The 26,135-nt window shown below is 62.9% G+C and carries 23 protein-coding genes; 11 read left to right on the plus strand and 12 right to left on the minus strand.

Annotation, left to right across the window (positions count from 1 at the left end):
* The first annotated feature begins 466 nt into the window (after positions 1 to 466).
* The gene (rapA, locus tag ACW5W4_RS14805) at positions 467 to 3,334 is read left to right on the plus strand and encodes an RNA polymerase-associated protein RapA (protein WP_456689886.1); all 2,868 of its coding nucleotides are present in this window, start codon (positions 467 to 469) and stop codon (positions 3,332 to 3,334) included.
* A 182-nt stretch (positions 3,335 to 3,516) separates the two neighbouring features.
* The gene (gene rluA, locus ACW5W4_RS14810; RefSeq protein ID WP_408775853.1) at positions 3,517 to 4,173 is read left to right on the plus strand and encodes a bifunctional tRNA pseudouridine(32) synthase/23S rRNA pseudouridine(746) synthase RluA; all 657 of its coding nucleotides are present in this window, start codon (positions 3,517 to 3,519) and stop codon (positions 4,171 to 4,173) included.
* A 73-nt stretch (positions 4,174 to 4,246) separates the two neighbouring features.
* Here rluA and ACW5W4_RS14815 read toward each other — a convergent pair whose 3' ends face one another.
* From ACW5W4_RS14815 to ACW5W4_RS14835, 5 genes are all read right to left on the minus strand, one after another.
* Complete coding sequence (locus tag ACW5W4_RS14815; protein ID WP_456689887.1) at positions 4,247 to 4,393, minus strand: hypothetical protein; 147 nt, start codon at positions 4,391 to 4,393, stop codon at positions 4,247 to 4,249.
* Positions 4,394 to 4,495: 102 nt separating this feature from the next.
* The gene (locus tag ACW5W4_RS14820) at positions 4,496 to 6,313 is read right to left on the minus strand and encodes a putative bifunctional diguanylate cyclase/phosphodiesterase (protein ID WP_427262215.1); all 1,818 of its coding nucleotides are present in this window, start codon (positions 6,311 to 6,313) and stop codon (positions 4,496 to 4,498) included.
* Positions 6,314 to 6,436: 123 nt separating this feature from the next.
* On the minus strand, positions 6,437 to 6,931 hold the full coding sequence (locus ACW5W4_RS14825) for a molybdopterin-binding oxidoreductase (RefSeq protein WP_456689917.1): 495 nt from the start codon (positions 6,929 to 6,931) through the stop codon (positions 6,437 to 6,439).
* A 96-nt stretch (positions 6,932 to 7,027) separates the two neighbouring features.
* A complete protein-coding gene (gene groL / locus ACW5W4_RS14830; protein ID WP_427262153.1) occupies positions 7,028 to 8,665 on the minus strand; it encodes a chaperonin GroEL in 1,638 nt (545 codons plus the stop codon).
* 39 nt (positions 8,666 to 8,704) lie between these two features.
* Positions 8,705 to 8,998, minus strand: a complete 294-nt coding sequence (locus tag ACW5W4_RS14835; protein ID WP_041995438.1) for a co-chaperone GroES — start codon at positions 8,996 to 8,998, stop codon at positions 8,705 to 8,707.
* A gap of 248 nt (positions 8,999 to 9,246) precedes the next feature.
* On the opposite strand from ACW5W4_RS14835, the gene ACW5W4_RS14840 reads away from it, so the two are divergent.
* On the plus strand, positions 9,247 to 10,572 hold the full coding sequence (locus ACW5W4_RS14840; RefSeq protein ID WP_456689918.1) for an MATE family efflux transporter: 1,326 nt from the start codon (positions 9,247 to 9,249) through the stop codon (positions 10,570 to 10,572).
* 100 nt (positions 10,573 to 10,672) lie between these two features.
* Here ACW5W4_RS14840 and ACW5W4_RS14845 read toward each other — a convergent pair whose 3' ends face one another.
* Positions 10,673 to 11,137, minus strand: coding sequence for an FxsA family protein (locus tag ACW5W4_RS14845; RefSeq protein WP_456689888.1), 465 nt, complete (start codon positions 11,135 to 11,137; stop codon positions 10,673 to 10,675).
* Positions 11,138 to 11,581: 444 nt separating this feature from the next.
* Between ACW5W4_RS14845 and aspA the strand changes: the two genes are divergently transcribed.
* Positions 11,582 to 13,024 (plus strand): aspartate ammonia-lyase, encoded by a 1,443-nt coding sequence (aspA, locus tag ACW5W4_RS14850; RefSeq protein WP_427262155.1) that lies wholly within the window; start codon positions 11,582 to 11,584, stop codon positions 13,022 to 13,024.
* Positions 13,025 to 13,152: 128 nt separating this feature from the next.
* Entirely contained in the window at positions 13,153 to 14,472 is a 1,320-nt protein-coding gene (locus tag ACW5W4_RS14855; RefSeq protein WP_456689889.1) for an anaerobic C4-dicarboxylate transporter, read from the plus strand.
* Positions 14,473 to 14,593: 121 nt separating this feature from the next.
* On the opposite strand, the gene mdtH is transcribed toward ACW5W4_RS14855, so the two are convergent.
* Positions 14,594 to 15,787 carry a multidrug efflux MFS transporter MdtH gene (gene mdtH, locus ACW5W4_RS14860; protein WP_456689919.1) on the minus strand — a complete coding sequence of 398 codons (1,194 nt, stop codon included), beginning with the start codon at positions 15,785 to 15,787 and terminating at the stop codon, positions 14,594 to 14,596.
* Between the two features lie 94 nt (positions 15,788 to 15,881).
* Between mdtH and ACW5W4_RS14865 the strand changes: the two genes are divergently transcribed.
* Positions 15,882 to 16,781 carry a LysR family transcriptional regulator gene (locus tag ACW5W4_RS14865; RefSeq protein WP_408801196.1) on the plus strand — a complete coding sequence of 300 codons (900 nt, stop codon included), beginning with the start codon at positions 15,882 to 15,884 and terminating at the stop codon, positions 16,779 to 16,781.
* A 45-nt stretch (positions 16,782 to 16,826) separates the two neighbouring features.
* Here ACW5W4_RS14865 and ACW5W4_RS14870 read toward each other — a convergent pair whose 3' ends face one another.
* On the minus strand, positions 16,827 to 18,596 hold the full coding sequence (locus ACW5W4_RS14870; protein ID WP_456689890.1) for a M4 family metallopeptidase: 1,770 nt from the start codon (positions 18,594 to 18,596) through the stop codon (positions 16,827 to 16,829).
* Between the two features lie 352 nt (positions 18,597 to 18,948).
* Between ACW5W4_RS14870 and ACW5W4_RS14875 the strand changes: the two genes are divergently transcribed.
* Complete coding sequence (locus tag ACW5W4_RS14875; protein ID WP_456689891.1) at positions 18,949 to 19,503, plus strand: GNAT family N-acetyltransferase; 555 nt, start codon at positions 18,949 to 18,951, stop codon at positions 19,501 to 19,503.
* A complete protein-coding gene (locus tag ACW5W4_RS14880; RefSeq protein WP_456689892.1) occupies positions 19,503 to 20,078 on the plus strand; it encodes a GNAT family N-acetyltransferase in 576 nt (191 codons plus the stop codon). Before ACW5W4_RS14875 ends, ACW5W4_RS14880 begins: the two co-directional genes overlap by 1 nt.
* Before the next feature lie 49 nt (positions 20,079 to 20,127).
* On the opposite strand, the gene ACW5W4_RS14885 is transcribed toward ACW5W4_RS14880, so the two are convergent.
* Both ACW5W4_RS14885 and ACW5W4_RS14890 read right to left on the minus strand, forming a co-directional pair.
* Positions 20,128 to 20,328 (minus strand): hypothetical protein, encoded by a 201-nt coding sequence (locus tag ACW5W4_RS14885; protein WP_456689893.1) that lies wholly within the window; start codon positions 20,326 to 20,328, stop codon positions 20,128 to 20,130.
* 380 nt (positions 20,329 to 20,708) lie between these two features.
* Positions 20,709 to 21,875, minus strand: a complete 1,167-nt coding sequence (locus tag ACW5W4_RS14890) for a multidrug effflux MFS transporter (RefSeq protein WP_456689894.1) — start codon at positions 21,873 to 21,875, stop codon at positions 20,709 to 20,711.
* A 172-nt stretch (positions 21,876 to 22,047) separates the two neighbouring features.
* Here ACW5W4_RS14890 and ACW5W4_RS14895 point away from each other — a divergent pair, with 172 nt between their 5' ends.
* The 3 genes from ACW5W4_RS14895 (at position 22,048) to hemW (ending at position 24,777) form a co-directional block, all read left to right on the plus strand.
* Positions 22,048 to 22,737: a metallophosphoesterase gene (locus ACW5W4_RS14895; RefSeq protein WP_456689895.1), complete on the plus strand. Its 690-nt coding sequence runs from the start codon at positions 22,048 to 22,050 to the stop codon at positions 22,735 to 22,737.
* 131 nt (positions 22,738 to 22,868) lie between these two features.
* The gene (rdgB, locus tag ACW5W4_RS14900; protein WP_456689896.1) at positions 22,869 to 23,465 is read left to right on the plus strand and encodes an RdgB/HAM1 family non-canonical purine NTP pyrophosphatase; all 597 of its coding nucleotides are present in this window, start codon (positions 22,869 to 22,871) and stop codon (positions 23,463 to 23,465) included.
* Between the two features lie 166 nt (positions 23,466 to 23,631).
* Positions 23,632 to 24,777 (plus strand): radical SAM family heme chaperone HemW, encoded by a 1,146-nt coding sequence (gene hemW / locus ACW5W4_RS14905; RefSeq protein ID WP_456689897.1) that lies wholly within the window; start codon positions 23,632 to 23,634, stop codon positions 24,775 to 24,777.
* A 96-nt stretch (positions 24,778 to 24,873) separates the two neighbouring features.
* Here hemW and ACW5W4_RS14910 read toward each other — a convergent pair whose 3' ends face one another.
* Positions 24,874 to 25,113 (minus strand): alternative ribosome-rescue factor A, encoded by a 240-nt coding sequence (locus ACW5W4_RS14910; protein WP_456689898.1) that lies wholly within the window; start codon positions 25,111 to 25,113, stop codon positions 24,874 to 24,876.
* A 146-nt stretch (positions 25,114 to 25,259) separates the two neighbouring features.
* On the minus strand, positions 25,260 to 25,700 hold the full coding sequence (gene zntR / locus ACW5W4_RS14915) for a Zn(2+)-responsive transcriptional regulator (RefSeq protein WP_427262167.1): 441 nt from the start codon (positions 25,698 to 25,700) through the stop codon (positions 25,260 to 25,262).
* Between the last annotated feature and the right edge of the window lie 435 nt (positions 25,701 to 26,135).

The raw sequence follows: 26,135 nt of genomic DNA on the forward strand, positions 1-26,135 counted from the left end.
ATGTTCGATGCTGTGAGTGCCCACACAGATTGCTTGATTCAAATTGTTAAAGAGCGTCACGCTTATCGCGTTGAGGAGGCGCATCTTACGCCCCTCACTTCGAAAGTCAAGCGGTTGTTTTCGCTTTTCTTTCGGCGCCCACTTCGCTAGGAAGCTGGCTCATCAGTGCGGCGTGTTCCGCCGTGCTGGTAGGGGCGCATTATAGGGATGGCGCGCCCGCTGGCAAGGGAAGAATGACAAAAAGATGACAGAAAGAGTGCGTTCGCTGGTAAATGCAGCAAAACACTCATTTATCGAGCGCTTAACCCAACGGACAAGCCGGTCAGGGGCAATGGGGCTCCATGACACATAGGGAGGAGCGGCTATCTTTGCTGCCAGCCATATCCATGATGATCGCGTTCACGCCTTCGGGTAACATAGCGCCCCTTTGTGATTCACACACTCTTGTTGGGCTTTGGAGAGTTTAATGCCTTTTGCACTTGGCCAGCGTTGGATTAGTGATACGGAAACGGATCTGGGGTTGGGAACAGTTGTGGCCGTCGAAGGGCGCATGGTGACCCTGCTGTTTCCGGCGACCGGTGAAAACCGCATGTATGCCAAAGAAGAGGCGCCGGTCACCCGGGTCAGCTTCAATGTGGGGGATCAGATTGCCAGCCATGAGGACTGGACCCTGACCGTCGACGAAGTGCAGGAAAAGGATGGCCTCCTTATATATGTAGGCACACGCACCGACAACGGTGAACCCGTGGCGCTCAAGGAAGTGTTTCTCAACAATTTCATCAAGTTCAACAAGCCGCAGGAGCGCCTGTTCGCCGGTCAGATCGATCGGATGTCCCGCTTTACCCTGCGCTACGAAGCCCTGGTCAATCAGCACAAGCGCCGTCGCAACCCGACCCGCGGTCTGGCCGGTGGCCGGGTCAGCCTGATCCCCCATCAGCTCTATATCGCCCATGAGGTGGGTCATCGCTATGCCCCCCGCGTCCTGCTGGCCGATGAAGTGGGTCTGGGCAAGACCATAGAAGCGGGCATGATCATCCACCAGCAGCTGCTCTCCGGTCGCGCCCAGCGGGTGCTCATCCTGCTGCCCGAGACCCTGCAGCATCAGTGGCTGGTCGAGATGCTGCGCCGCTTCAACCTGCACTTCTCCCTGTTTGACGAGGAGCGCTGCATCGAGGCCTTCGCCGACGCAGAGAACCCCTTCGAGACCGAACAGCTGGTGATCTGCAGCCTCGACTTTCTGCGCAAGAAGCGCCGCCGCTTCGAACAGGTGCTGGAAGCCGAATGGGATCTGCTGGTAGTCGACGAGGCCCATCACCTGGAGTGGAGCGTGGAGGCACCGAGCCGCGCCTATGAGATGGTGGAAGCCCTGGCCGAACAGGTGCCGGGCGTGCTGCTGCTGACCGCCACCCCGGATCAGCTGGGCCACCAGAGCCACTTCGCCCGCCTGCGTCTGCTCGATCCCGAGCGCTTCTACGACTACGATGCCTTCCTCGCCGAGGAACAGGCCTATGGCCAGGTGGCCACGGCAGCCCAGGAGCTGCTCGATGGCGAGACCCTGAGCGAGGAGGGAAAGCAGATCCTCGCCAGCCAGCTGGAAGGGCTGGATCTGCGCGATGCTACCGCCCGTCAGCAGGCGGTCGCCAAGCTGCTGGACCAGCACGGCACCGGCCGGGTGCTGTTCCGTAACAGCCGCGCCAATATCCAGGGCTTCCCCGAGCGTCACCTCAACGTCTACCCCATGCCGCTGCCGGAGCAGTACAAGACCGCCATCAAGGTGATGAGCATGATGGGGGGCAATGGGGGCGACCTGCAGGCTCGCGCCCTGCGCTACCTCTATCCGGAGAAGATCTACCAGCAGTTCGAGGGCGATAGCGCCAGCTGGACCCAGTTCGACCCCCGCATCGACTGGCTGCTGGAGCTGCTGCTCGGCGCGCGCCAGCAGAAGGTGCTGGTGATCTGCTCGGAGGCGGCCACCGCCCTGGCCCTGGAAGAGGCACTGCGCACCCGCGAAGGGATCCGCGCCACCGTCTTCCACGAAGGCATGTCCATCCTGGAGCGGGATCAGGCGTCCGCCTATTTCGCGCAGGCCGAGGGCGGCGCCCAGGTGCTGCTCTGCTCCGAGATCGGCTCCGAGGGTCGCAACTTCCAGTTTGCCAGCCACCTGGTGTTGTTCGACCTGCCCCTCAACCCGGATCTGCTGGAGCAGCGCATCGGTCGTCTGGACCGGATTGGCCAGCAGAACACGGTCGAGATCCACGTCCCCTACCTGGCGGGCAGTGCCCAGCCTGCGCTCCTGCGCTGGTACCATGATGGCCTGGATGCCTTCGAGCAGACCTGCCCCACGGCCCGCCCGGTATTCGAGGCCGTGCAGGATCAGCTGTTCGAGCTGCTGGCCGCCAACAGCGGTGACACCGACGAACTCGACGCCTTGCTCGACCGAACCCGCGAGTTGCACGAACCGCTCAAGGCGCGCCTCGAGCAGGGGCGCGATCGCCTGCTGGAGATCCACTCCAGCGGGGGCGATGCCGCCAGACAGCTGGTCGAGAAGCTGGCCGCCGAAGATGACGACACAGCCATGATCTCGTTTGCCCTCAAGATGTTCGACGAGATCGGCGTCAATCAGGATGACAGGGGCGAAAACGCCCTGGTGCTGACCCCGGGGGATCACATGCTGGTCTCCAGCTTCCCGGGCCTGCCCCAGGACGGCATGACGGTCACCTTCGACAGGGATACCGCCCTCTCCCGGGACGATATGTTCTTCCTCTCCTGGGATCACCCCATCATGCGCGGCGGCATAGATCTGATCCTGGGTTCCGAGATTGGGGCCACCTCGGTTGCCCTGCTCAAGAACAAGGCGCTGCCGGTGGGCTCCATCCTGCTGGAGCTGATCTTCGTGGCCGAGTCGGCGGCCCACCCTCAGCTTTACCGTTTCATGCCGCCAACTCCGATCCGTCTGCTGATGGACAAGAACGGCCAGAACCTGGGCGAAAAAGTGGCGTTCGATGCCTTCAACCGCCAGCTGACCCCGGTCAATCGTCACCTGGGCAGCAAGTTGGTGACTGCGTCCCAGCCGGTGATCCATGGGCTGATCGGCAAGGGTCAGGTCATTGCCGACACCCTGAAGGTCGCCATCGTCGATGAGGCCCGTGGTCAGATGGCGCAGACCCTGCAACAGGATCTGGACAGGCTGGAGGCCCTCAAGGCCGTCAACCCGAACGTGCGTGACAGCGAGATCGACTATCTGCGCGACCTGCAAGCCGAGCTGCACCACCTGATCGATCAGACCCAGCTCAAGCTGGATGCCATCCGCTTTATCGTGGTCACCCATAACTGACTTGATACTAAAGAGGCATGACCTGATCAGGCTGGATGCCATGCACTTTTTATCGTGGTCACCCATAACTGACGCGATATTAAAGAGCAAGGATCCGGCTCACGCGGGATCTCATGCCCTTTATGATTGTGGTTACCCATAACCGATGGGGGCTTGCCCCCACCTTCTGATGCGAGACCTTTATGTTTGAATACTCACCGCCTCTGGAACCCTGGCTCGATATCCTGTTCAAGGACAAGGACATCATGGTGGTCAACAAGCCCACCGGCCTGCTGAGCGTCCCCGGGCGCGGCCCCGAGAATGAAGACAGCGTCCTGCACAGGGTGAAGCAGCAGCACCCCAAGGCGGCGGCGGCCCATCGCCTAGACATGTCCACCACCGGGGTGCTGGTGATCCCGCTCAACCCCAATGCCCACCGGGAGCTGAGCCGGCAATTTCGCGAGCGGGAGACGGAGAAGCACTACCTCGCCTGGGTCTGGGGCGAGCCGGCGGCGCAGTCCGGCGAGATTGACCTGCCTCTGTGCGTGGACTGGCCGAACCGGCCCAAACAGAAGGTGGATTTCGAGGAGGGGCGCCATGCCCTGACCCTGTGGCAGACGCTGAAGGTGGAAAACGGCAACAGCCTGATCAAGCTGACTCCCATCACGGGTCGCTCGCACCAGCTGCGGGTCCATATGCTGGAACTGGGGCACCCCATCCTCGGGGACAACCTCTATGCCCACCCACAGGCCCTGGCGGCGGCTCCCCATCTCTATCTCCATGCGGCCAGTCTGACCATCAGCCACCCCCGCAGCGGCGAGCGGATGACCTTTGAGGCCCCAGCTCCCTTCTCCTGCTAAGGCACCTCCCAGCACAGTGTCCTGAATGAAGAAAAGCCTCGGTCGAGAGACCGAGGCTTTTTGTTGCTTGGCATCATACGTGGATGTTGATGTTGCCACCCAGGGTGCTGCCTGCCGTGCTCTTGGGCGCGGGAGCGGACTCCGCTGCGCCCTGCAACAGGGCCAGGGCGGTTTGCCCCTCCTGCACCTGTTGCTTCTTCGCCAGGCTGGCGACCATCATGGCACTTCCATAAGATGCAGATGTAGAACCAGATATTTCCATGTGCATTCCTCCTGCCTTCAAGCTATCGGCCAGGGGAGCAGAACCATGAGCCACGATCGTTCAACTGTTGCATGCCTTGCCGGATTCTTTGCCCCCCAGCCAACGCTCTTCCATCTCCAGCAGGGTCTGATAGGCGGCCTCGGCCTGGGCCGGACGGCTAAACAGGTAACCCTGACCATAGAGATGAATATCGGTGAGGCTGCGCAACACATCGAGCTGGGCCTGGGTCTCAATTCCCTCGCACACCAGCGTCTTGCCCAGCATGGAGCCGAGTCGGCAGATGTTGGCGACCAGCTCCGCGGCCTCGACGGAACTGTCGATCCCCTGGATGAAGGAGCGGTCGATCTTCACCTTGCTCACCGGCAGTTTCTGCAGATAGCTGAGGGAGGAGTAGCCGGTGCCAAAGTCATCAAGGGCCAGCTGCACCCCCTGCTGATCCAGGTCCTGCATCAGTTGCAGCGAATTTTTCACCTCGTGCATCGTCGTGTCCTCCGTCACCTCCAGCACCAGGTGGGTGGCGGGAATATGATGATCCATCAAGGCCTTGGCGACCAGTTTCAGCAGGCTGCGCTGGTACATGCCGGGGGAGATGTTGACGCACATCTGCAGATCGACCAATCCCAGTTGCTGCCATTGATAGAGCTGCTCACAGGCCGTATTCAACACCCAGCTGCCCAGCTTCTCGGCCAGCTGAAACTCCTCGGCCACCTGGATCACCTCATTGGGAGGAATGAAGCCAAGCTCGGGGTGACGCCAGCGCAGCAAGGCCTCGACGGCTTCGCAGCGTCCCGTCTCCAGATTGATGATGGGCTGGTAGTAGAGTTCGAGGGCATTGCGCTCGAGAGCCACCACCATGTCGGAGGCCAGGTGCTTGCGCCTTGCCGTCTCGTTTTGCAGGGACTTGTCGTAGATGACGTAGGGCACATGGGTCTTGCGACTGTGGAAAAGCGCCTGCTCGGCCCGGCTCAGCAGCTCCTGAGTCTCCTCGCTGTCCATCGGGAAGAAGGCGATACCGATCCCCACCTCCAGGCGAAACGGGTAGTGATCCAGCAGTATGTCTTGCTTGATCAGATGGAGCAGACGGGAGACCAGCTCGCGCACCTGCTTGAGGTCGCTGCTGCCGCGCTGGATGATGGCGAATTGATCCCCCACCAGCCGCGCGGCCCATTCACTCTCGTTGCACAGTGAGGTCAGCCGGCGTGCCAGCTCTTGCAGCAAGAGATCGCCGATGTTGTAGCCAAACTTGCTGTTGATATCGCGAAACTCGTTGATGTCTATCAGCACCAGCCCAAAGGGCTGCTCCCGGGTGACGCACTCCTCCATCTGCTCCAGCAGGGCGAGGCGATTGGAGAGACCGGTCAACGGATCGAGGCGAGCCTCCCGATAGTGACGGCGTCCCTCACGGATCAGCAGGATGCTGAGCATGACCACAGACAGCAGCAGACCGCTCACCATGAACAGCAAGGAGTTGCGCAAAGAGCCAAAACGCTGGTCATTGCCCGTGTAGACCTTGATGTTCTGTTGCATCACGGAGGCGAGGGAGTAGGAGAGCGGCTCTTGCAAGGGAGAGAGCCGCATCATCACCTGTTGATAGTCACCATTGCCGCTATTGAGAGCCATGATACGGGGCTCGAGCTCGCGGATGGTGCTCTCGATCAGCTGCACCAGACGCAGGGCCTTCTGCTTGTCGTGCAGGCTCTCGCGCAGCTGGCCGCTCAGCAGCACAGGGGTGCGGCTCCACAGGATGTCGTAGCGCAGCATCAGGGTGTCATGGTCGATGCCGCCATAATGGTAGAGCTCGACCGAATTGAGAAAGCGTCCCAGCTCCAGTTGCAACTGCATCAAGGCCCAGGAGACGTCATAGGTGTACTTCTCCATGACCCGGGTCGCATTCTGGATCTGCACCAGGCAGTAGAGGGTACTCCCGGTGAATGAGAGTATGGAGAGGTAGAGAATGAGCAATATCGGCCAACTCTTTCTTTTCACCCGCCCTCCCCCTCGTCAGTGCTGGATATCGATGGCACTCAGTTGCCAGATCATCATGTCGGTGAAGACAGACTGCTTGAGTTCCGGATATTGGTCCAAGGGTAGGATAAACCAAAGCGGTCCCTTGTCACGTACCCGCATGGTGATGCCGTCGTCCTGCCAGGCCAGTATGGGCTCGTATTGCTGCACCTTCTCCCAATCGACCTTGATCTGAAAACTGTTGAGGGCGGTCAGGGTCAGGGTCTTGCCCTTGGCATCGAGCGCCGCCAGCAGATCCGCCACCTTGGGTCCCTTGTAGTGATGGGGTTTGTCGACCCAGGGGTTGCTGGTGACTATCTCGTGCTGGGGCAGGGACTGGATGAGGGCAAGATCCAGCGCGACCCGGCCATCTTGCGCGTGCTCGGCCTGGACGTTGCCGGTCACGGTCAGGATGACGGGCCCCCTGGGCGCCTCCATGGCCATGACCGGGCTCATGAGACCGGCAAGCAGGGCGAAAACAACGAGTTTCATCATAGATACACCAATGATTTCATTATCAATATAACCAGTTTAACCGCAGTAAAAAAAACGGCCCGCCAATGCGAGCCGTTTGATGGCAAGGTGCGATTACATCATGCCGCCCATGCCACCCATGCCGCCCATATCCGGCATGGCAGGGGCATCTTTCTTCGGCAGTTCGGTGACCATGCACTCAGTGGTGATCATCAGACCGGCGATGGAAGAGGCGAACTGCAGCGCGGAGCGGGTGACCTTGGTCGGATCCAGGATCCCCATGGCCAGCATGTCGCCATACTGTTCGGAGTAAGCGTTGTAGCCGTAGTTGCCTTCACCGTTCTTCACGGCATTGGCGATGACGGAGGCCTCTTCACCGGCGTTGATGACGATCTGACGCAGCGGGGCTTCCATGGCGCGCAGGGCGACCTTGATACCCACGTTCTGATCTTCGTTGTCGCCACGCAGGCCAGTCAGCTTGGCGGCCACGCGCACCAAGGCGACACCACCACCGGCCACCACGCCTTCTTCCACGGCAGCGCGAGTGGCGTGCAGGGCATCGTCGACGCGGGCTTTCTTCTCTTTCATCTCGACTTCGGTGGCAGCGCCAACCTTGATCACGGCAACACCGCCGGCCAGCTTGGCCACGCGCTCTTGCAGCTTCTCGCGATCGTAATCGGAGGAGGTCTCTTCGATCTGCTGACGGATCTGAGCCACACGGCTCTCGATCAGGGCAGCATCACCCACGCCATCGATGATGGTGGTGTTCTCTTTGGTGATGACGATGCGCTTGGCGCGGCCCAGATCTTCCAGTGCCGCCTTCTCCAGCTCCATGCCCACCTCTTCGGAGATGACGGTACCGCCGGTCAGGATGGCGATATCTTGCAGCATGGCCTTGCGACGGTCACCGAAGCCAGGGGCCTTGACGGCGGCCACCTTGACGATGCCACGCATGGTGTTGACCACCAGGGTCGCCAGGGCTTCGCCTTCCACGTCTTCGGCGACGATCAGCAGGGGTTTGCCCGCCTTGGCCACGCCTTCCAGCACCGGCAGCATTTCGCGGATGTTGGAGACTTTCTTGTCCACCAGCAGGATGAAGGGGTCATCCAGCTCGACGGCGCCGGTTTCCGGCTTGTTGACGAAATAGGGGGAGAGGTAGCCACGGTCGAACTGCATGCCTTCCACCACGGCCAGCTCGTCTTCCAGGCCCTGGCCATCTTCGACTGTGATGACACCATCACGGCCGACCTTGTCCATGGCTTCGGCAATCAGCTTGCCCACTTTCTCGTCGGAGTTGGCGGAGATGGTACCGACCTGGGCGATGGCATTGCTGTCGGCGCAAGGCTGGGACAGGGTCTGCAGCTCGGCAACGGCGGCCACCACGGCCTTGTCGATACCACGCTTCAGATCCATGGGGTTCATGCCGGCGGCAACGGCCTTCAGGCCTTCGTTGACGATGGCCTGAGCCAGCACGGTGGCGGTGGTGGTGCCGTCACCGGCGGCGTCGTTCGCCTTGGAAGCGACTTCCTTGACCATCTGGGCGCCCATGTTCTGGAACTTGTCTTCCAGTTCGATTTCACGGGCGACGGAGACGCCATCCTTGGTGATGGTCGGGGCACCGAAGGACTTGTCCAGTACCACGTTGCGGCCTTTCGGGCCCAGGGTCACCTTGACGGCATCGGCCAGGATGTTGACGCCTTCCAGCATTTTGATGCGGGCTTCGTTGCCAAACTTAACTTCTTTAGCTGCCATGATTGTTGAATCCTTTAATCAATTCGGGGGAAGGAAAAATTACGCTTCGACGATCGCCAGGATGTCGGTCTCGGACAGGATCAGCACGTCCTGGCCGTCCAGCTTCTCGGTCTTGACGCCGTAACCTTCGTTGAAGATCACCTGGTCGCCGACCTTGACTGCGAGGGCTTTCACTTCGCCATTATCCAGAATTCGACCAGTCCCCACGGCCAGAACTTCACCACGGGTGGACTTCTGAGCCGCAGTACCAGTCAGGACGATACCGCCAGCGGATTTGGCTTCAGCCTCGATGCGCTTGATGATGACGCGGTCGTGCAGTGGACGAATTTTCATCGATAACTCTCCCAAAATGAGTCACTTTGTTACTTGAGGAATGGCCATTCCTGGCCAAATTGCATATGTCCCAGATGTGGGGCACTTATTCCGCCCCTTCAAGGGCGGATACAAAAAAAATTTTTTCACGTACTATGAACGCCTTCGATGGATAGCCGTGCCCCGTCATGGACCCGGGTTTGCCCCAGCGCAAACCAGACCTCAGTCCCCAGCCGTGAAGAGACGAGCCCTTGACCCGACCCAACCCCATGCTGACCGCCCCCATGCCCGCCGTTCTGCTGCGCATGACAGGTCCCATGATCCTCGGCATCGTCGCCATCCTGGCCTTCAACCTGATCGACACCTTCTTCATCGGCATGCTGGGCACCCAGGCACTGGCGGCCATCAGCTTCACCTTCCCGGTCACCTTCGTGATCACCTCCCTGGCCATGGGACTGGGGGCCGGGCTCAGCGCCGTGATCGGCCATACCCTGGGCCAGGGCAAGCACGAGGAGGCGGCCCACCTCACCACCGACAGCCTGTTTCTCGCCGTGGTGCTGGTCTGTGCCCTCGCCCTGCTGGGCGCCCTCACCATAGACCCGCTGTTTCGTCTGCTGGGGGCAGGGGAGGCGCTGATCGCCCTCATCCACGACTACATGTTGATCTGGTACCTGACGGTGCCCATGCTGGCGCTGCCCATGGTGGGCAATGCCGCCATTCGCGCCAGCGGGGACACCAAGACCCCCAGCCTGGTGATGGCGGTGGCCGGCCTGGTCAACGGGGTGCTGGATCCCCTGCTCATCTTCGGCATAGGCCCCTTCCCCGAATGGGGCATTCGCGGGGCGGCCATCGCCACCTCCCTCTCCTGGCTGATGGCCATGCTGGTCAGTCTCTACATATTGCGTCATCGGGAAGGCCTGCTGCGCTGGCGCCTCTCGCCCCGTCACGCCCTGCTGGCTCACTGGCGCGCCCTGCTCCAGGTGGCCGTGCCCGCATCGTTTACCAACATGCTCAATCCCCTGGCCAACGCCGTGCTGATGACCATCTTCGCCGGGCTGGGCACCGAGGTGGTGGCCGCCTACGGGGCGGCATCCCGGGTCGAGGCTTTGTTGCTGATCGTCATGATGGCGCTCTCCTCGGTGCTGGCGCCCTTCGTGTCCCAGAACTGCGGCGCGAGCAATCCGGCCAGGGCCAAGGCGGCGCTGCTGCTCTGCATGCGCTTCGCCCTGCTGTTCCAGCTCGCCATCTATGGCCTGACCTGGTTGCTCGCCCCCCTGATAGCCACCCTGTTCAGCGACAACCCCCAGGTGGTGCGCCTCATCGTCCTCTACCTGCATCTGGTGCCCATCGGCTACGGTTTTCAGGGCATGGTGATGCTGCTGGCCTCCTCCCTCAATGGGGTGCGGGCCTCCAGCATCTCTTTCCTGTTCAATGGCATGAGGCTGTTCTGCCTGTTGCTGCCCGGGGCCTGGCTCGGCGCCCGGCTGGGCGGGGAGGAGGGAGTCTATCTGGGCATACTGATCGCCAATCTGGTGGCAGGGTCTCTGGCCTGGTTTTATGCCCACCACCACTTCGAGCGGCTCTGCCGCCGCTAAGGCGGGGGCCGCGAAGCCATATGACAAACGGGGCCGCTGTTGCGGCCCCGTTGCGTCTCATCCTGTCCCAGCCGGGGCAAAGTCCCCGTCGGCGCGAGCATCACTCCTTGCGCTCGAACTCCCCCTCTATGGTGGTGCCGGGACGATCGTGCAGCCTGGGCTCCGGGGAGGTTCCAAAACCCTCCTGGGATGGGAAGCCCCCCATGGCCCCCTGCACCCTGACCCCCTTGACCAGCTTGTCGGCCAATCGACCCCGCAGCGGCGGCAGCAACAGCAGCAGCCCCAGCAGGTCGGTGACAAATCCCGGCACGATCAGCAGCAAGCCCGCCAGGGCGAGCAGCATGCCCCCCAGCAGTTCGCGGGCCGGCATCTCGCCCAGTTGCATCCGTTGCTGGGCCTCGAGCAGGGTCTTGAGCCCCTGCCGCCTCACCAGGGCGCTGCCCACCATGGCGGTCAGCACTATGAGTACCACGGTCGGCAGGGCGCCGATCACGGTCCCCACCTGGATCATGACGGTCAGCTCCAGCAGGGAGAGACCGATAAACAGCAGAAACAACTTACCCATGTTGACCTCGGTGCGGCTTGATAGAGATAGGCCAGTCCTGGCTGGCACTCGCCTTCTCCACCCTGTTCGGGTCAAAGAAACGGCATTCCTGTCCATTAGATGGGGGGGGATGCCTGCATCTTCAAGTCAAAGCGCGATCCACTCGTGATTTCAGGGAAAAATTCTGCTGACATGGCTGGGCGTCACGGCCCTGTTCTGTCACAGTAAATGGGTCAATTGCAACATCTGTTGAATAGCCGCAATAAATTTGAAAATCTCTCAAATTTAGTGATCTGCGTCTAGTTAGGATTACCCCCATTGGGGTAAAGTTGCCGACAGTAATTGGGGAGCCATTCCCCTACCGCCCCACTCGATGTGTGGTGCTTCAGGATGAGCCGTGCGCAAGGAACTCGCGACCACTCGGTGAGGATCATTTTCCATTTATCTGATTTCTGAGGCATGACAATGAGCGACATCAACAACGTCCGCATCGAAGAAGATCTGCTGGGCACCAAAGAAGTGTCCAATGAACTCTACTACGGCGTCCATACCCTGCGGGCGGTCGAAAACTTCAAGCTGAGCACTCAGAAAATTTCTGACGTTCCCGAGTTTGTCCGTGGCATGGTGCTGACCAAGAAGGCCGCCGCCCTCGCCAACGGCGAGCTGGGCACCATTCGTCCGGAAATCGCCGACAAGATAGTCGAAGCCTGCGACCTCATGCTCAACACCGGCAAGTGTTTCGACCAGTTCCCGATCGACGTCTACCAAGGCGGCGCCGGTACCTCGGTCAACATGAACACCAACGAAGTGCTGGCCAACATCGCCCTCGAAATCATGGGGCTGGAGAAGGGTCACTACGACGTCATCAACCCGAACGACCACGTCAACAAGTGCCAGTCCACCAACGATGCCTACCCGACCGGTTTCCGCGTCGCCGTGGTCAACAGCACGGACACCACCCTGGATGCCCTGGAAGATCTGATCACCGCCTTCGATGCCAAGGCCAAGGAGTTCAGCGGCGTGCTCAAGATGGGCCGCACCCAGCTGCAAGACGCCGTGCCCATGACCCTGGGTCAGGAGTTCCACGCCTTCGCCGTCACCCTGCGTGAAGAGATCAAGTCCATCAAGCGTTGCCAGGAGCTGCTGCTGGAGGTGAACCTGGGGGCCACCGCCATCGGGACCGGCCTCAACACCCCGCCCGAGTACTCCGCCCTGGCCATCCAGCGCCTGGCCGAGATCACCGGCCGCGCCTATGTGCCCGCCGAGGATCTGATCGAGGCGACCTCCGACTGCGGCGCCTACGTCATGCTGCACGGCGCCGTCAAGCGTCTGGCCATGAAGCTCTCCAAGATCTGCAACGACCTGCGTCTGCTCTCCTCCGGCCCGCGCACCGCGCTCAAAGAGATCAACCTGCCGGAGATGCAGGCTGGCTCCTCCATCATGCCGGCCAAGGTCAACCCGGTCATCCCGGAAGTGGTCAACCAGGCCTGCTTCAAGGTGTTTGGCAACGACGTCACCATCACCTTCGCCGCCGAGGCGGGTCAGCTGCAGCTGAACGTGATGGAGCCGGTGATTGGTCAGGCCATGTTCGAATCCCTGAGCCTGATGAAGAATGCCTGCATCTCCCTGCGCGAGAAGTGCGTGGAAGGCATCACCGCCAACCCGGAGATCTGTATGAACCACGTGCTCAACTCCATCGGCATCGTCACCTACCTCAACCCCTTCATCGGTCACCACGAAGGGGATATCGTCGGCAAGATCTGTGCCCAGACCGGCAAGAACGTCCGTGAAGTCGTGCTCGAGCGCGGCCTGCTGACCCCGGAACAGCTCGACGAGATCCTCTCCATCGACAACCTGATGAACCCGCAGTACAAGGCCAAACGCTTCCAGCGCGGCGCCACCGTATAAGCGAGTCAGGGCCGGGACACTCCCGGCCCTGAAAGCCATTTCCCGACGCGCAGGTTCACCCGGCCCATCGGGAAATGGCTTTATGCCAGAGCTCATTTTCAAAACTAAAAAATAACGGAGTGTTCACTATGATTGGAATCGAGTTGGCCGTCGTGCTCGGCGCTATCTATCTGGGGGCCAGAATAGGCAGCATAGGCATCGGCTTCGCCGGTGGCCTGGGGGTGCTGGTGCTGACCTGGGGGCTGGGCATGCAGATCCCGGGTGATCAGCTGGTCAGTTACATCCCCTGGGACGTGATCATGATCATCGCGTCCGTCATCTGCGCCATCGCCTGCATGCAGCTGGCCGGCGGCATGGACTACCTGGTCTCCCTGGCCGAGAAGGCCCTGCGCAAGAATCCCAAGCACATCACCTTCGCCGCCCCCGTGGTCACCTACCTGATGACCATGCTGGCCGGGACGGGTCACACCGCCTTCTCCACCCTGCCGGTGATCGCCGAGGTGGCCAAGGAGCAGGGCATTCGCCCCTCCCGCCCGCTCTCCATCGCCGTGATTGCCTCCCAGATCGCCATCACCGCCTCCCCCATCTCGGCGGCCGTGGTGGCCTTCTCCGGCATGCTGGAACCCTTTGGCGTCGACTACCTGACCCTGCTGGCCATCTGCATCCCCTCCAGCTTCCTGGCCTGCATCCTGGGCGCCTTCGTGGCGAACCTGATGGGCAAGCCGCTGGATCAGGATGAGGTCTATCTGGAGCGCAAGGCGAAAGGCCTGATCAAGCTGCGCGGTACCAGCCAGGTCGAGCTCAAGCCCTATGCCAAGCTCTCCGTTGGCATCTTCGTCGCCGCCATCGTCGCCGTCATGGCCTATGCCACCGCCATCTCAGGCAACGTGGGCCTGATTGCCCACCCGCCCATCCCCCGCGATGGCGCCATCATGGGCATCATGCTCGCCGCCGCCACCATCATGACCCTGGTATGCAAGCTGGACGCCACCCAGGTCACCAACATGCCCACCTTCAAGTCCGGTATGTCCGCCTGTATCTGCGTGCTGGGGGTGGCCTGGCTCGGCAACGTCTTCGTGAAGGGCAACATGGACACCATACAGATGGTGGCCGGCGATCTGCTCAACAACTACAGCTGGCTGCTGGCGGTGGTCTTGTTCTTCTCCTCCATGCTGCTCTACTCCCAGGGTGCCACCACCAAGGCTCTGATGCCGGCCGCCCTGGCACTGGGGGTCAGCCCGCTGACCGCGATTGCCTCCTTCGCCGCCGTGAGCGCCCTGTTCGTGCTGCCCACCTACCCGACCCTGCTGGCCGCGGTGGAAATGGACGACACCGGCTCCACCCGTATCGGCAAGGCGGTGTTCAATCACCCCTTCTTCGTACCGGGTGTCGCCACCATCGCCATGGCCGTGACCCTGGGCTTCTTCTTCGGCGGTCTCATGCTCTGACCCCGACACGCCCTGCTCTGAAAAAGCGGCCTGCGGGCCGCTTTTTCATGGCCGCCGCTCAGGCAAGACCCCCTGCAACGACACCGGCCGCATCAGCGGCCGGTCTCTTCTTGTCTCGCGCTCACGCCCGGAGCTGGGCCAGCTCCGGGCGGTGGGCGAAGCAGCGCGCCAGCAGCAACAGGGTCACCACGCCGACGGTGCCGAGCACCAGCCAGGGCAGCCAGGGCTGTCCCTGGGCCATGGCGTAGTCATGGAGCGCGCCCCCACCCACGTACCCCGTCATGCCCCCCAGGGCCAGGCCGAGCCGGCTGAAGCCCATGTAACTGCCCCGCGCGCTGGGGTGGGCCAGCCGGGTCATCAGGGTCTCCCGGGCCGGCTCCACTATGATGATGCCGAGATAGAAGCAGGCCAGCAGCACGAAGATCGCCTCCAGGCTGGTGGCAAACGCCACCAGGCCTATGCCGGTGGTCATCAGCAAGATGCCCGCCAGCAACCGGGTCTCCAGCCGGAAGTGGCGCTCGCCGTAACGGGCAAGGGGATAGAGCAGCGCCAGGGAGAGGGCCGCCTCCAGGCTGTACATCCAGCCCACCGCCGTGCTGCTGCCCGCCATCTGCTTGACCAGAATGGGGAAGATCAGCATCACCTGCACCCAGAGCGCATAGTAGCCGCTCAAGATCAGCACCACCCGGCAGAAGCCCTTGTCCGCCAACACCCGGCCGAGCCCGGCCTTGATCGGCGTGGGACGCAGGGAGATCCTGTAGGCGGGCAGGATCAGCCAGTTGCACAGGGCGGCGCAGACGAAGAGCCCCGCCCCCAGCAGGCAGACATATTCGAAGTCGAAGTTGAGCAGCCAGCTGCCGAGCAGGGCGCCGAGCACGGCCCCGGCGCTCTCCAGCATCATCAACAGCGAGATGTAACGCCCGCGCTGATGGGGACGGGTGAACTTGATGACCAGGGCCGCCCGTGGCGGATCGAACAGGCAGCCCCCGAGGCCTGAGACCACGCAGGAGAGGATCAGGGCCAGGCCGCTCTCGGCATAGGCCAGGCTGGCGAACCCCAGGGCCCGCAGCAGCATGCCGCCGACGATGAGCGGCCGCGCCCCGAAGCGATCGGCGAGCGACCCGCCGAAGATGCCGAGCCCCTGCTGGGTCAGCTGACGCAGGCCCAGGGCCAGCCCCACCACCCCGGCCGCCCAGCCAAGCTGATCGACGAACCTCAGGCTGATCATGGGCATCACCACGAAGAACCCCAGGATCACCAGCAAGGAATCCAATGCCAAGAACCAGCGTCCCAGCCGCCGCGCCCGCTCCACCATAGCCACCTCTGTCCCCAATTGATGCTGCTATTCTGCGAGGGGCAGAGATATAGTGGTAGCCGACAACTGGCTATATTTCATATTGGAAAATTTTATGGCTATGACGCTCGATGATCTGCAGCTGCTGCTGGATGTGGTCAACCGGGGCAGCTTCAGCAAGGCGGCCGCGGTGAGGGGCTGGTCGCAACCCATGGTGAGCCAGCGCATCGCCGTGCTGGAGCAGGCCCTCGGCCAGCCGCTGTTTCGCCGCCATCGCCGCGGTGCCACCCCCACCACGGCCTGCGAACAGTTTCTACCGGCGGTCAATACCGCCCTCGCCACCCTGGCGGCCGGCCAGCTCGCCCTGCAGGGCACGCCCCTGCTGCCACGCATCCGCCTCTCTTGCCTCCCCTCCCTCACTACTGTGGTGTTCGGCCCCCTGTTGCTGGCCCTGGTGGACGAGAGCTTCGAGATCCGCTGCAGCACGGATCACTCCGGCATCATCATGCAGGAGCTGCTGACCGGGGAGACGGATGTCGGCTTCATCCTCAAGTGCCCCGCCATCGCCGGCATCCAGCTCGAGCTGCTCTACCGCTCCCCCATCATAGCGGTGGCCTGTGCCACCCATCCCCTGGCCGGTCGCCAGGGGTTGACCCTGCAAGACATCGCCAACGAGCGCCTCGCCCCCCAGCAGTGGGGCACGGGCTGCGACGAGCTGCTGATCCAGCTGAGGCTGCTGCGCCAGGTGACCCGGCCCCTCCATGCCATCCAGCCCGCCAGCGCCGCCCGGGAGCTGGCTCTGGAGCACGGCTTCATCACCCTGATGCCCGCCCTGGCCATCGCCCGGGATCTGGAGTTCGGTCGCCTGGTGCAGCTGGATGTGACGGATCTGCCGCCGGATCACTGGGACGTCATGATGGCCTGGCGCGGTGGCAAGCGCCCCAACCCGGAGAAGGAGCGGGTGCTCGAGGCCGCCCGCACCCTGGCCCGGCGCTGGGCGGGGGACCTCACATAAAAAAGCGCCGGACCAGGCCGGCGCTCTTCTTCATCCCGTTCAGGCTCAGTAGCTGGCCTTGAGGGTCACGCCGGAGAAGGCGCTGTAACCGCTCAGCTGCACATGCCAGATCCCCGCCCTAGGGGCATTGAGGGTGCAGGTCTCGGTGTTGCCGCTCTGGTAGGGACGGCAGTCATAGCTGGTCGCCGTGGGCGCCGCGCCGAACTTCACGTAGAGATCCGCATCACCGCTGCCGCCACTGCTGGCGACCACCAGCTGGCTGCGACCGGCGGGCACCTCGACGGTGAAGTTCAGTTTGCCCCCCTTGGCGGCGGTGAGGTTGCTCATCGGCACCCCGTTTTGCAGCACGCTGCCCGGCGGGGGCGGGGTGGTGCCACAGCCGGCATTGACCCCGACCGCGCTGAAGGCGGCCGCCACGTCGCTCATGCTGTAACCGAGATCCGTGGCGGCCTTGGTCACGCCGCAGGCCCCCTGATCAAAGCTGGTGTTGGGACCCCAGTAGAGGCGGTTGGCCAGCACGAACACCTCGAACGCCTTGCGGGTGTTCCAGCCGCTGGTATTGGCCAGCAGGTAGAAGGCGCGGTTGTAGACCCCGGAGCTGTGGTGTACGTCCATGCCGTTGCGATAGTCGCTGGCATGGCCGATGGAGCTGCCGTCCCGGGTCGGATCCTCGAAGTAGCGCAGGGAGCCGTTGCCCTTGAAGATCTGGGCCCCCACCAGCCAGTCGTTGCTGCCCTTCATGTAGTTTTCCGCCGCCTCGCCCGCCATGTCCGAGAAGGCCTCGTTGATGCCGCCGGACTGGCCCGAGTAGACCAGCCCCGAGTTCTGCTCGGTGAAACCGTGGCTCACCTCGTGGGCGGCCACGTCCAGGCTCACCAGGGGGTGGAAGGTGGTGGCACCGTCGCCGAAGGTCATCTGGCTGCCGTCCCAGAAGGCGTTCTCGTAGTTGCGGCTGTAGTGCACCCGCATCTTGAGCTTGAAGCTCAGCGGCGCCGTGTTGTACCAGTTGCGGTACATGTCGAACACCACGTTGCCGAAGTAGTGGGCGTCGTTGAGGGGAGAGTAGGCGCCGTTGATCTCCTTGACCGTATTCTCCGGGCAGGTGAACTGGTGGACGGATCCCCCCGAGGTGCCATGGTTCATGTTGATGGTATCGACATGGGTGCTGCTCATGCGGCAGTTGGCATCGACCAGCAGGGGGCCGAAATCGGCACCATAGAAGTACTTCCCTGTCTTGATGTTGCCCCCGGGACCACCGGCGTTCTGGTGGTTGATCCCCTCCCAGCGCTTGAGCTCGGCGCCGCTGTTGGCATCCACCATCACGAAGGGGCGACTCGGCACTTCGCTCGCCGCCAGCCAGGAGACCAGGTAGACCAGCCGGGCCTGGCCCGCCTCATCCTGCACCACGAACAGCTTGACCCGCTCGTTGCTGCCCTTGGCCCCGGCGCGGGCCTTGGCCGCCGCGTCGGCGGGGGAGAGGCTGGCTTTCGGGCTGGCGAGATCGCCCTCGATCTGGCGCAGCATCTGACCGGACAGCTTGCTGACCTGGCCGCCGAGAGACTGCTCGGCCACCAGCACCTGACCCCAGACCGGGATCCCGTGCCAGGTCTGCTCATAGCGGACCCGCTGTTGACCATTGGGCAGGGTGACGGCCCGCACCTGGCGATACTCCCCCTCCCCTGCCAGTGCGCTCACTCCGGCCGCGCCACTCGGCGCCCCTTGCATGCCCGCGACCTGGGTGATGGTTACCTGCTCGGCCGCCAGGGCAATGCCGCCCCAGCAGGCCAGCGCGACGGCCACATAGACTCTGTTCATCTCAGCTTTCCTTAAAATCGATGATATGCCGGGCCACTCCCGGCGCCTCTAAGCTAGCGAGCGCCCGCCAGATTGCGCCCTGTCAAAACTGACAAGTCAGCACAAAGGGGTAGCAGGATCTGCTGATGCCCCCCTGGGGGGGGCCTGAAGGCGACCGACTCAGCATCTTGTGCCAGTGGCGGGGAGTCCGGGGCCAAATGCCCCCCCATATTCGGCGTATCTGTCACAGGGTCCCCATATGCTTCGCCGTACCGGTTCGCACACCGGCAGACGATGACGACCCCATGGCACTCCACGGGCCGATTGGCTACATTGGCACCACACAACGCGATGGCATGGATGGAGAGACCCTATGTTCACCTGGCAGCTGGATGACGAACTGGCGCTGATCTTCTTGCAGCCCGACATGGCGACCGAACTGTACGCCCTCTGTCGACAGAACCGGGATTACCTCGCCCAGTGGCTGCCCTGGCCTCCCCTCATCCAGCGCCACGACGACACGGCCACCTTCATCCGCCATGCCATCGAGGGGTTCGCCTGGGGCGAGTCCCTCACCACCGCCATCGAATATCAGGGGGATCTGGTCGGCATCATCAGCTACAACCGGATCGACCACAGCCTGGGCAAGGTGACCCTGGGTTACTGGCTGGCGGAGCGCTGGCAGGGCAACGGCATCGTCACGCGCGCCTGCCGCGCCCTCATCCATCATGCCTTCGAGGAGATGGTCATGGAGAAGGTGGAGATCAGTGCCGCCCTCGACAACGAACCGAGCCGGGCCCTGTGCGAGCGGCTCGGCATGCGTCAGGAGGGGGTAGTGCGCCGGGCCGAGCGGCTGGGGGACAGGGTGCTGGATCACGCCCTCTACGGCCTGCTGCGGGACGAATGGCTGCAGCAGAGGGATGCCTGATGGCCCTGCCTCACCTGACGACGGCGCGCACCCGGCTCACCGTGCTGCCCCCCGAGCGGGCGGATCTGATGCTCGACTATTACCTGCGCAACCGCCGGCACCTGGCCCCCTGGGAACCAAGACGTGACCCCGAGTTCTACACCCTGGCCTGCTGGTTCACCCGTCTGCGGGAGAGCTATGCCCAGTTCTTCGCAGGCCAGGCAGTCAACCTGGTGGCCCTCGACGGCAGCGGGGAGAGGGTGATCGCTACCTGCAACTTCACCAACATAGTCCATGGCATGTTCCAGGCCTGTCACCTGGGCTACTCGATCGATGAGGCCCACCAGGGCCAGGGGCTGATGCAGGAGGTGGTGCAGGGGGGAATCGACTACCTGTTCGGCGAGCTGGGGCTGCACCGCATCATGGCCAGCCACATGCCGGCCAATCTGCGCAGCGCCGCCCTGCTGGCCCGGCTCGGCTTCGAGCGGGAGGGGTATGCCCGCGACTACCTGATGATCAATGGCCGCTGGGAGGATCATGTGCTGACCGCCCTGCTCAACCCCGACTGGCGCGCCTCTGAGCGGGAGCAGCAATGAAAACGGGCCCGGGGAGATCCCCGGGCCCGTCTCTCAAGGCAGAGCCGGCTTAGTTGGCCTTGGCATCGCTCACGGCGGCTTCGACCTTGTCGGCGGCGTCGCTGGCGGCCTGCTCGACGGTGGCACCGGCTTCGCTGGCGGCTTGTTCTACTTTGGCAGCAACGTCAGCGGCAGGGGTCGCCGCTTCTTCTTTCTGACCACAGGCGGTCAACATCAGACCCAGGATACCGGCTACCAGTACTTTGTTCATGTGCATACCCTCAAGAAATTGGAGAGATGGCATCGTTGCCATCACAGGCATCTTGCCCCCTCTTCGATCAGCAATGAAAGGGAGCCAAGAGGCGCGCAGAATATAACCCCAACCCCGGACAATAGAAACGCGTATCACAATGATATTTTCTCACCCATTGGATAAATAAACCCGAATTAACGCGCTTTATTGACACAAATAATCAACAATAAACGATTTTGCGCACAACTTGCTCACTGTTCAGGCCAACTTCTCCCTCTTCTCGCCATCGAGGGTCAGGCCCCGCAGGGGCCTGGGCTCAGACAGCTTCTGACCGGATGGGCGGCACCAGGGGCAAAAACAAAGACGGGGGCCTGGGCCCCCGTCTTCTTCTACATCCCTCAGCCATTGACGCAGAGGCTGCGGCCACGGCGGGTCAGCAGCACCAGCAGAGGCGGCAGCAGCAGCCACATGTGCAGGGCAAGCTGATTGAGGGGGTCCGGCATCAGGGCCCCCGTGAGCCCGACCAGGGCACCGGCCCCGCTCATCTGGAGCAGGCCCAGCAGGGCGGCGGCGGTGCCGGCGCAGTGCCCGAAGGGGGCCAGCGCCATGCCGGCGGCAGCCCCCAGCACCATGGCGAACCCGATGCTGGAGAGGAATACCGGACCCATCATGGCCAGGGGATGGGGAATATGCTGCACCAGGGTCAGCATCAGGGCCGACAGGCAGATCACCAGCAAGCCGAGACGCAGGGTGCGCCTGGGGCCGACCCTGGCGATGAAGCGCGGTGCCAGGAAGCAGGTGGCGATATTGAGGACGGCATTGGCGGTGAACCAGTGGCTGAAGCCGTTCATGTCCAGTCCCAGCTTGACCATCAGCTGCACCGGCGCCGCCGTGACATAGGCCAGGATCACCGCCATCGCCAGCATGCAGAGGCTGGCATTGAACAGGAAGCTGGGGGAGCGCAGCACAGGGCTGTAACGCTCCCAGCTGATCAGGGCCCCCTCGCTGCGGGTCTCCTCGGGGCGGGTCTCCGGCATGCGCCACACCAGCCAGCAACCGACCAGGGCGGCATAACCCGCCATGAACCAGAAGTTCGCGGACCAGCCCGCCTGGGCGGTCAACCAGCCACCGAGCAGGGGGGCCAGCGCCGGGATGAAGCAGATGGCGCCGTTGAGATAGGAGATCATCTGGCCGCTCTTCTTGGGGCCATAGCTGTCACGCACCACGGAGAAGGCGGCGACCGAGGTGGCGCACGCGCCGAAGCCTTGCAGCACCCGGGCCAGCATCAGCTCCCCCAGGCTGGCGGCGAAGCTGGCCCCCAGGGCGCTCAGGCCATAGAGCAGCACGCCGCACAGGGCGATCGGCTTGCGGCCGTAGCGATCGGCCAGCGGCCCCACCAGCAGCTGCCCCAGTCCCATGCTGAACAAAAACCAGGTGATGGTGCCCTGCATCAGGGTCACGTCGGCCCCCAGTTGCTCGGCCATCTGCGGGATGGCCGGCAGATAGATGTCGATGGCCAGTGGGCTGAACAGCACCAAGAGCACGAGTAACAGGATCAGGGGCATGACTTACCTCATACGGGCCTGGGGAGGCCTAAGCTTACTGGAGTGGGGCGGCAGTCTACTGGCTCAGTGAAATGAACAGAAATGGTATTTACTCACCAATGTTATTCCATATGAGAAATCACTCCCCCACGACACCCGATCATCGCCTGGCTGGCGGACACCCGGAGGTCCCATGCCCCCTGTCATCTCCATCCCCGGTCGCACCCTGATCGTCGGGGATCTGCACGGCTGCCTGGCCCAGCTCAACCAGGCCCTGGCGCGCCTCGACTTTGATCCGGCGGCCGGGGACAGGCTCTGCTCGGTGGGGGATCTCATCGACCGGGGCGAAGAGAGCCCGGGCTGCCTGGCCCTGCTCGACCAGCCCTGGTTTCATGCGGTGCTCGGCAACCACGAGGCCATGCTGCACAGCGCCCTGACCTGCGCCGATCCCCAGGCCAGGGCGCACTGGCGTCGCAACGGGGGCGCCTGGTTTGATGCCCTCAGCCCCCGGGAACAGGCTGGGGTCCGGGCGCGGCTGCCCCAGCTGGCCCGCTTGCCCCTGGCCCTCACCCTGCAGACCGCCCTGGGTCGGCGCATCGGCCTGGTGCATGCCGATCCGGTGGCGGACGATTGGGATGCGCTCACCCCGGCTTTTCTGGCCAGACACAGGGAAACTCTCCTGTGGGAGCGCGGCCGCCTGCTGCGCCTGCTGCAAGACCCCGCCCTGCCCCAGACGCGGATCGCCCATGTCGATCTGGTGGTGATGGGCCACACCCCGCTGCGCGCCGGCTGGTGGCGCCACGGCAACCTCTGCTGGATAGACACGGGGGCCGTCTATGGCGGCGCGCTCACCCTGCTCGAGCCAGACGGCCTCACCCTGTGAGCGCCGGGCTGGCCGGCTTGGCGCGATCCGGCCCATCGCCCGCCCCCGGGCGCCACAAACTCGACAATTGCCCCTTTGATTGGCGCTGCCCTGCCCGTAGAATGCGCAGGTTATTTTTGCGGAGGTGCACGATGAACAAGCTTGTCCTGGCAACAGGAAACCAGAAGAAGGTCAAGGAATTGGCCGCCATGTTGGCCGACATGAAGATCCAGGTGATCCCCCAGAGCGAGTTTGCCGTGCCCGATGCCGACGAAACGGGCACCACCTTCGTCGAGAACGCCATCATCAAGGCGCGCCACGCCGCCCGCCTCACCGGCCTGCCCGCCGTGGCCGACGACTCCGGTCTGGAAGTGGATCTGCTCCATGGTCGCCCCGGGGTCTATTCCGCTCGCTTCGCCGGGGATCAGGCCAGCGACAGGGAGAACATCGACAAGCTGCTGACCGAGCTCAACGGCGCCCCCGACAACCTCAAGAGCGCCCGCTTCTGGTGCGTGCTGGTCTATATGCGCCACGCCGACGATCCCACCCCCATCATCTGTCAGGCGAGCTGGGAGGGGCTCATCCTGGATGCGCCCCGCGGTGAACAGGGCTTTGGCTATGACCCCGTCTTCTTCGTGCCCGACGAGGATTGCAGCGCCGCCCAGATGCCGAGCGAGCTCAAGAACCGCCTCAGCCACCGCGGCCAGGCTCTGGCCAAGCTCAAGGCCGCACTGGCGGCGACGCACTGAGTTCAGGCGCAGCGACAGACCCAGGTTTGCGTTGTCATCTACCGTTGTCATCTACAATGGGGGCCATCAGCCCCCGTTTGTTCGCTGAGCCCTGGTTCGACGAGCCCGTATCCTCATCTGCTACCAGGGCCAATCCATCGGCCCCTGTTTGATCATTGGAAGCCCCATGCTGCAACTGCCGCCCCTCTCCCTCTATATTCATGTGCCCTGGTGTGTCCAGAAGTGCCCCTACTGCGACTTCAACTCCCATGCCCAGAAGGGGGAGCTGCCGCACATGGAATATGTGGCCGCCCTGCTGGAGGATCTGAGCCAGGATCTCAAGTGGGCTCAGGGTCGGGCCCTCTCCTCCATCTTTATCGGCGGTGGCACGCCGAGTCTGCTCTCCGTGGAGGCGATGCAGGCGCTGCTGGACGGGGTGCGCTCGCGCATTCCTCTGATGACGAACTGCGAGATCACCATGGAGGCCAACCCGGGCACGGTGGAGGCGGACAAGTTCGCCGGCTTCCAGCGGGCCGGCATCAACCGCATCTCCATCGGGGTGCAGAGCTTCCAGCAAGACAAATTGACCCGGCTCGGCCGCATCCACGGCCCAGAGGAGGCGCGCAAGGCTGCCGCCCTGGCCCACGCCATCGCGCTGCCCACCTTCAACCTGGATCTGATGCACGGCCTGCCGGATCAGAGCCTGGACGATGCGCTTTACGACCTGCAGCAGGCCATCGACTGCGCGCCGCCCCATCTCTCCTGGTATCAGCTCACCATAGAGCCGAACACGGCGTTTGCCTCCAAGCCGCCCACCCTGCCCGATGACGACATCCTCTGGGACATCTATGAGCGGGGCCATGCCCTGCTCACCGCCCGGGGCTATCGTCAGTACGAGATCTCCGCCTACGCCAAGGAGGGTTACCAGTGCCACCACAACCTCAACTACTGGCGCTTTGGCGACTACTTGGGCATCGGCTGCGGCGCCCACGGCAAGGTGACGGATCTGGCGGGACAACAGGTGCTGCGCAGCGCCAAGGTCAAACACCCCAAGGGCTATCTGGATCCGGCGCGGGACTACCTCGACAGCCAGTGGCAGGTGGCGGCGGCGGATCTGCCGCTGGAGTACTTCATGAACCGCTTCCGCCTGTTCGAACCCGTGCCCAAGTGGGAGTTCGAAGCCTATACCGGCCTGCCCCTGGAGCGGGTCGAGACCATGCTCGACATCGCCCACAGCAAGGAGCTGATCGACGATCACGGGGATCACTGGCAACTGACGGCCCTGGGCCATCGTTACCTCAATGTGCTGCTCGAGCTCTTTATGGATGAATAAGCCGACGGGGCATCAAGGTCTGGCTTCACCACCAAAACAGAGAGGGTGCCCATGGCACCCTCTCTGTTTCAGTCATGCCTCGCGGCAGAAACCCGCTCAGCAGCAGACGTGGATCATCCGCTGTTGGCCGGGCTCCCACCGCTGGCCGTGCTTGGCCTTGCGCTGGTAACTCCCCTTGCCCTTCCTGCTCGGCTCGACCCGGCTGCGAAACAGCGGATCCGTCAGCAGCGCCTGCAGGTGGTTATCCTTGATCTCGCCCCGTCGATGGGCATAACCCGGCTCCCGGGTTGTCATCACAGACGCCATGCTGACGTCATCCTTCCTCTTCTTGGCCATGATGGCTCCTCATTGTCACGCTCTTCATTCAGGGGTTGAGGCAGCCTCGGCAGGCCGCGCCCGGCAACCCGAACCGGTCAAAAACCCGGCGATTCTGTCATTGAATCACCGCCGGGGCAAGGGGGTCGCCCCCCGTTCCCCAGACCCTATTCATGGCGATGATCGTGATGCTCGTGGCGGGACGGGGCGCCGGACTCCAGGGTCTCCAGGATGGCGCAGTGCTGCGCCGAGCGGGGGCCGCCGCAGCAGATGTCGGACAGCGCCCTCAGGTTCTCACGAAAGCGGGTCAGCTCCATTATCTTCTGCTCCACCTGTACCAGCTTGGCATCGGCCACCGCCTTCACCTCCTGGCAGGTCACGCTGGCCTTGTTGGTATCGAGGGCGAGCAGCTCGCCTATGTCCATCAGGGAGAAGCCCACCGACTTGGCGCGAATGATGAATTCGAGCCGCCGCCTGTCCTGCTCGCCATAGAGCCGATAGCCGGACTCGTTGCGAATGCTGGGGGCGATCAGCCCGCTCTTTTCGTAAAACCTCAGGGTGTCGGCCTTGACCCCGCACGCCTTGGCCAGCTCTCCAATCCGGTACATGTCTCCCCCTCAACCCGGCCTCCATGGGCCACCGTTATGAACCCAGGCTGTCAAAAAAATCCATTTGAAGCCAAACCTTGTCACTATCCCGCCTTTGCCACCAAATTGCCAGCCAAGGGCCGGAAACAACACAGGATCCCCCTGACCGCCTCGCCTTTACCCCTAACTCACTAAAAATAAAAACGTTTACCAATCAACCCAAGAAAAACGTTTAGCCCCTTGTGGCGCAAGGGGTTGCCGCGACAAAAAATCCACCACGGCTCACATTTTTTGTGTAGAATACGCGCCCACAAGAGAGCGCCGCACCAAGCGGGCATTTCCTAAACCACTCTTGCCCTCCCGGGCCCCAGAGTGGTTTGCGAAATACCCCCACATCCATTTATTTGGGGACTCTCTGTGTCATGGTGCTTACACAGCCTGCATGGAAGTCCCCGC

The organism is Aeromonas crassostreae (assembly GCF_054052445.1).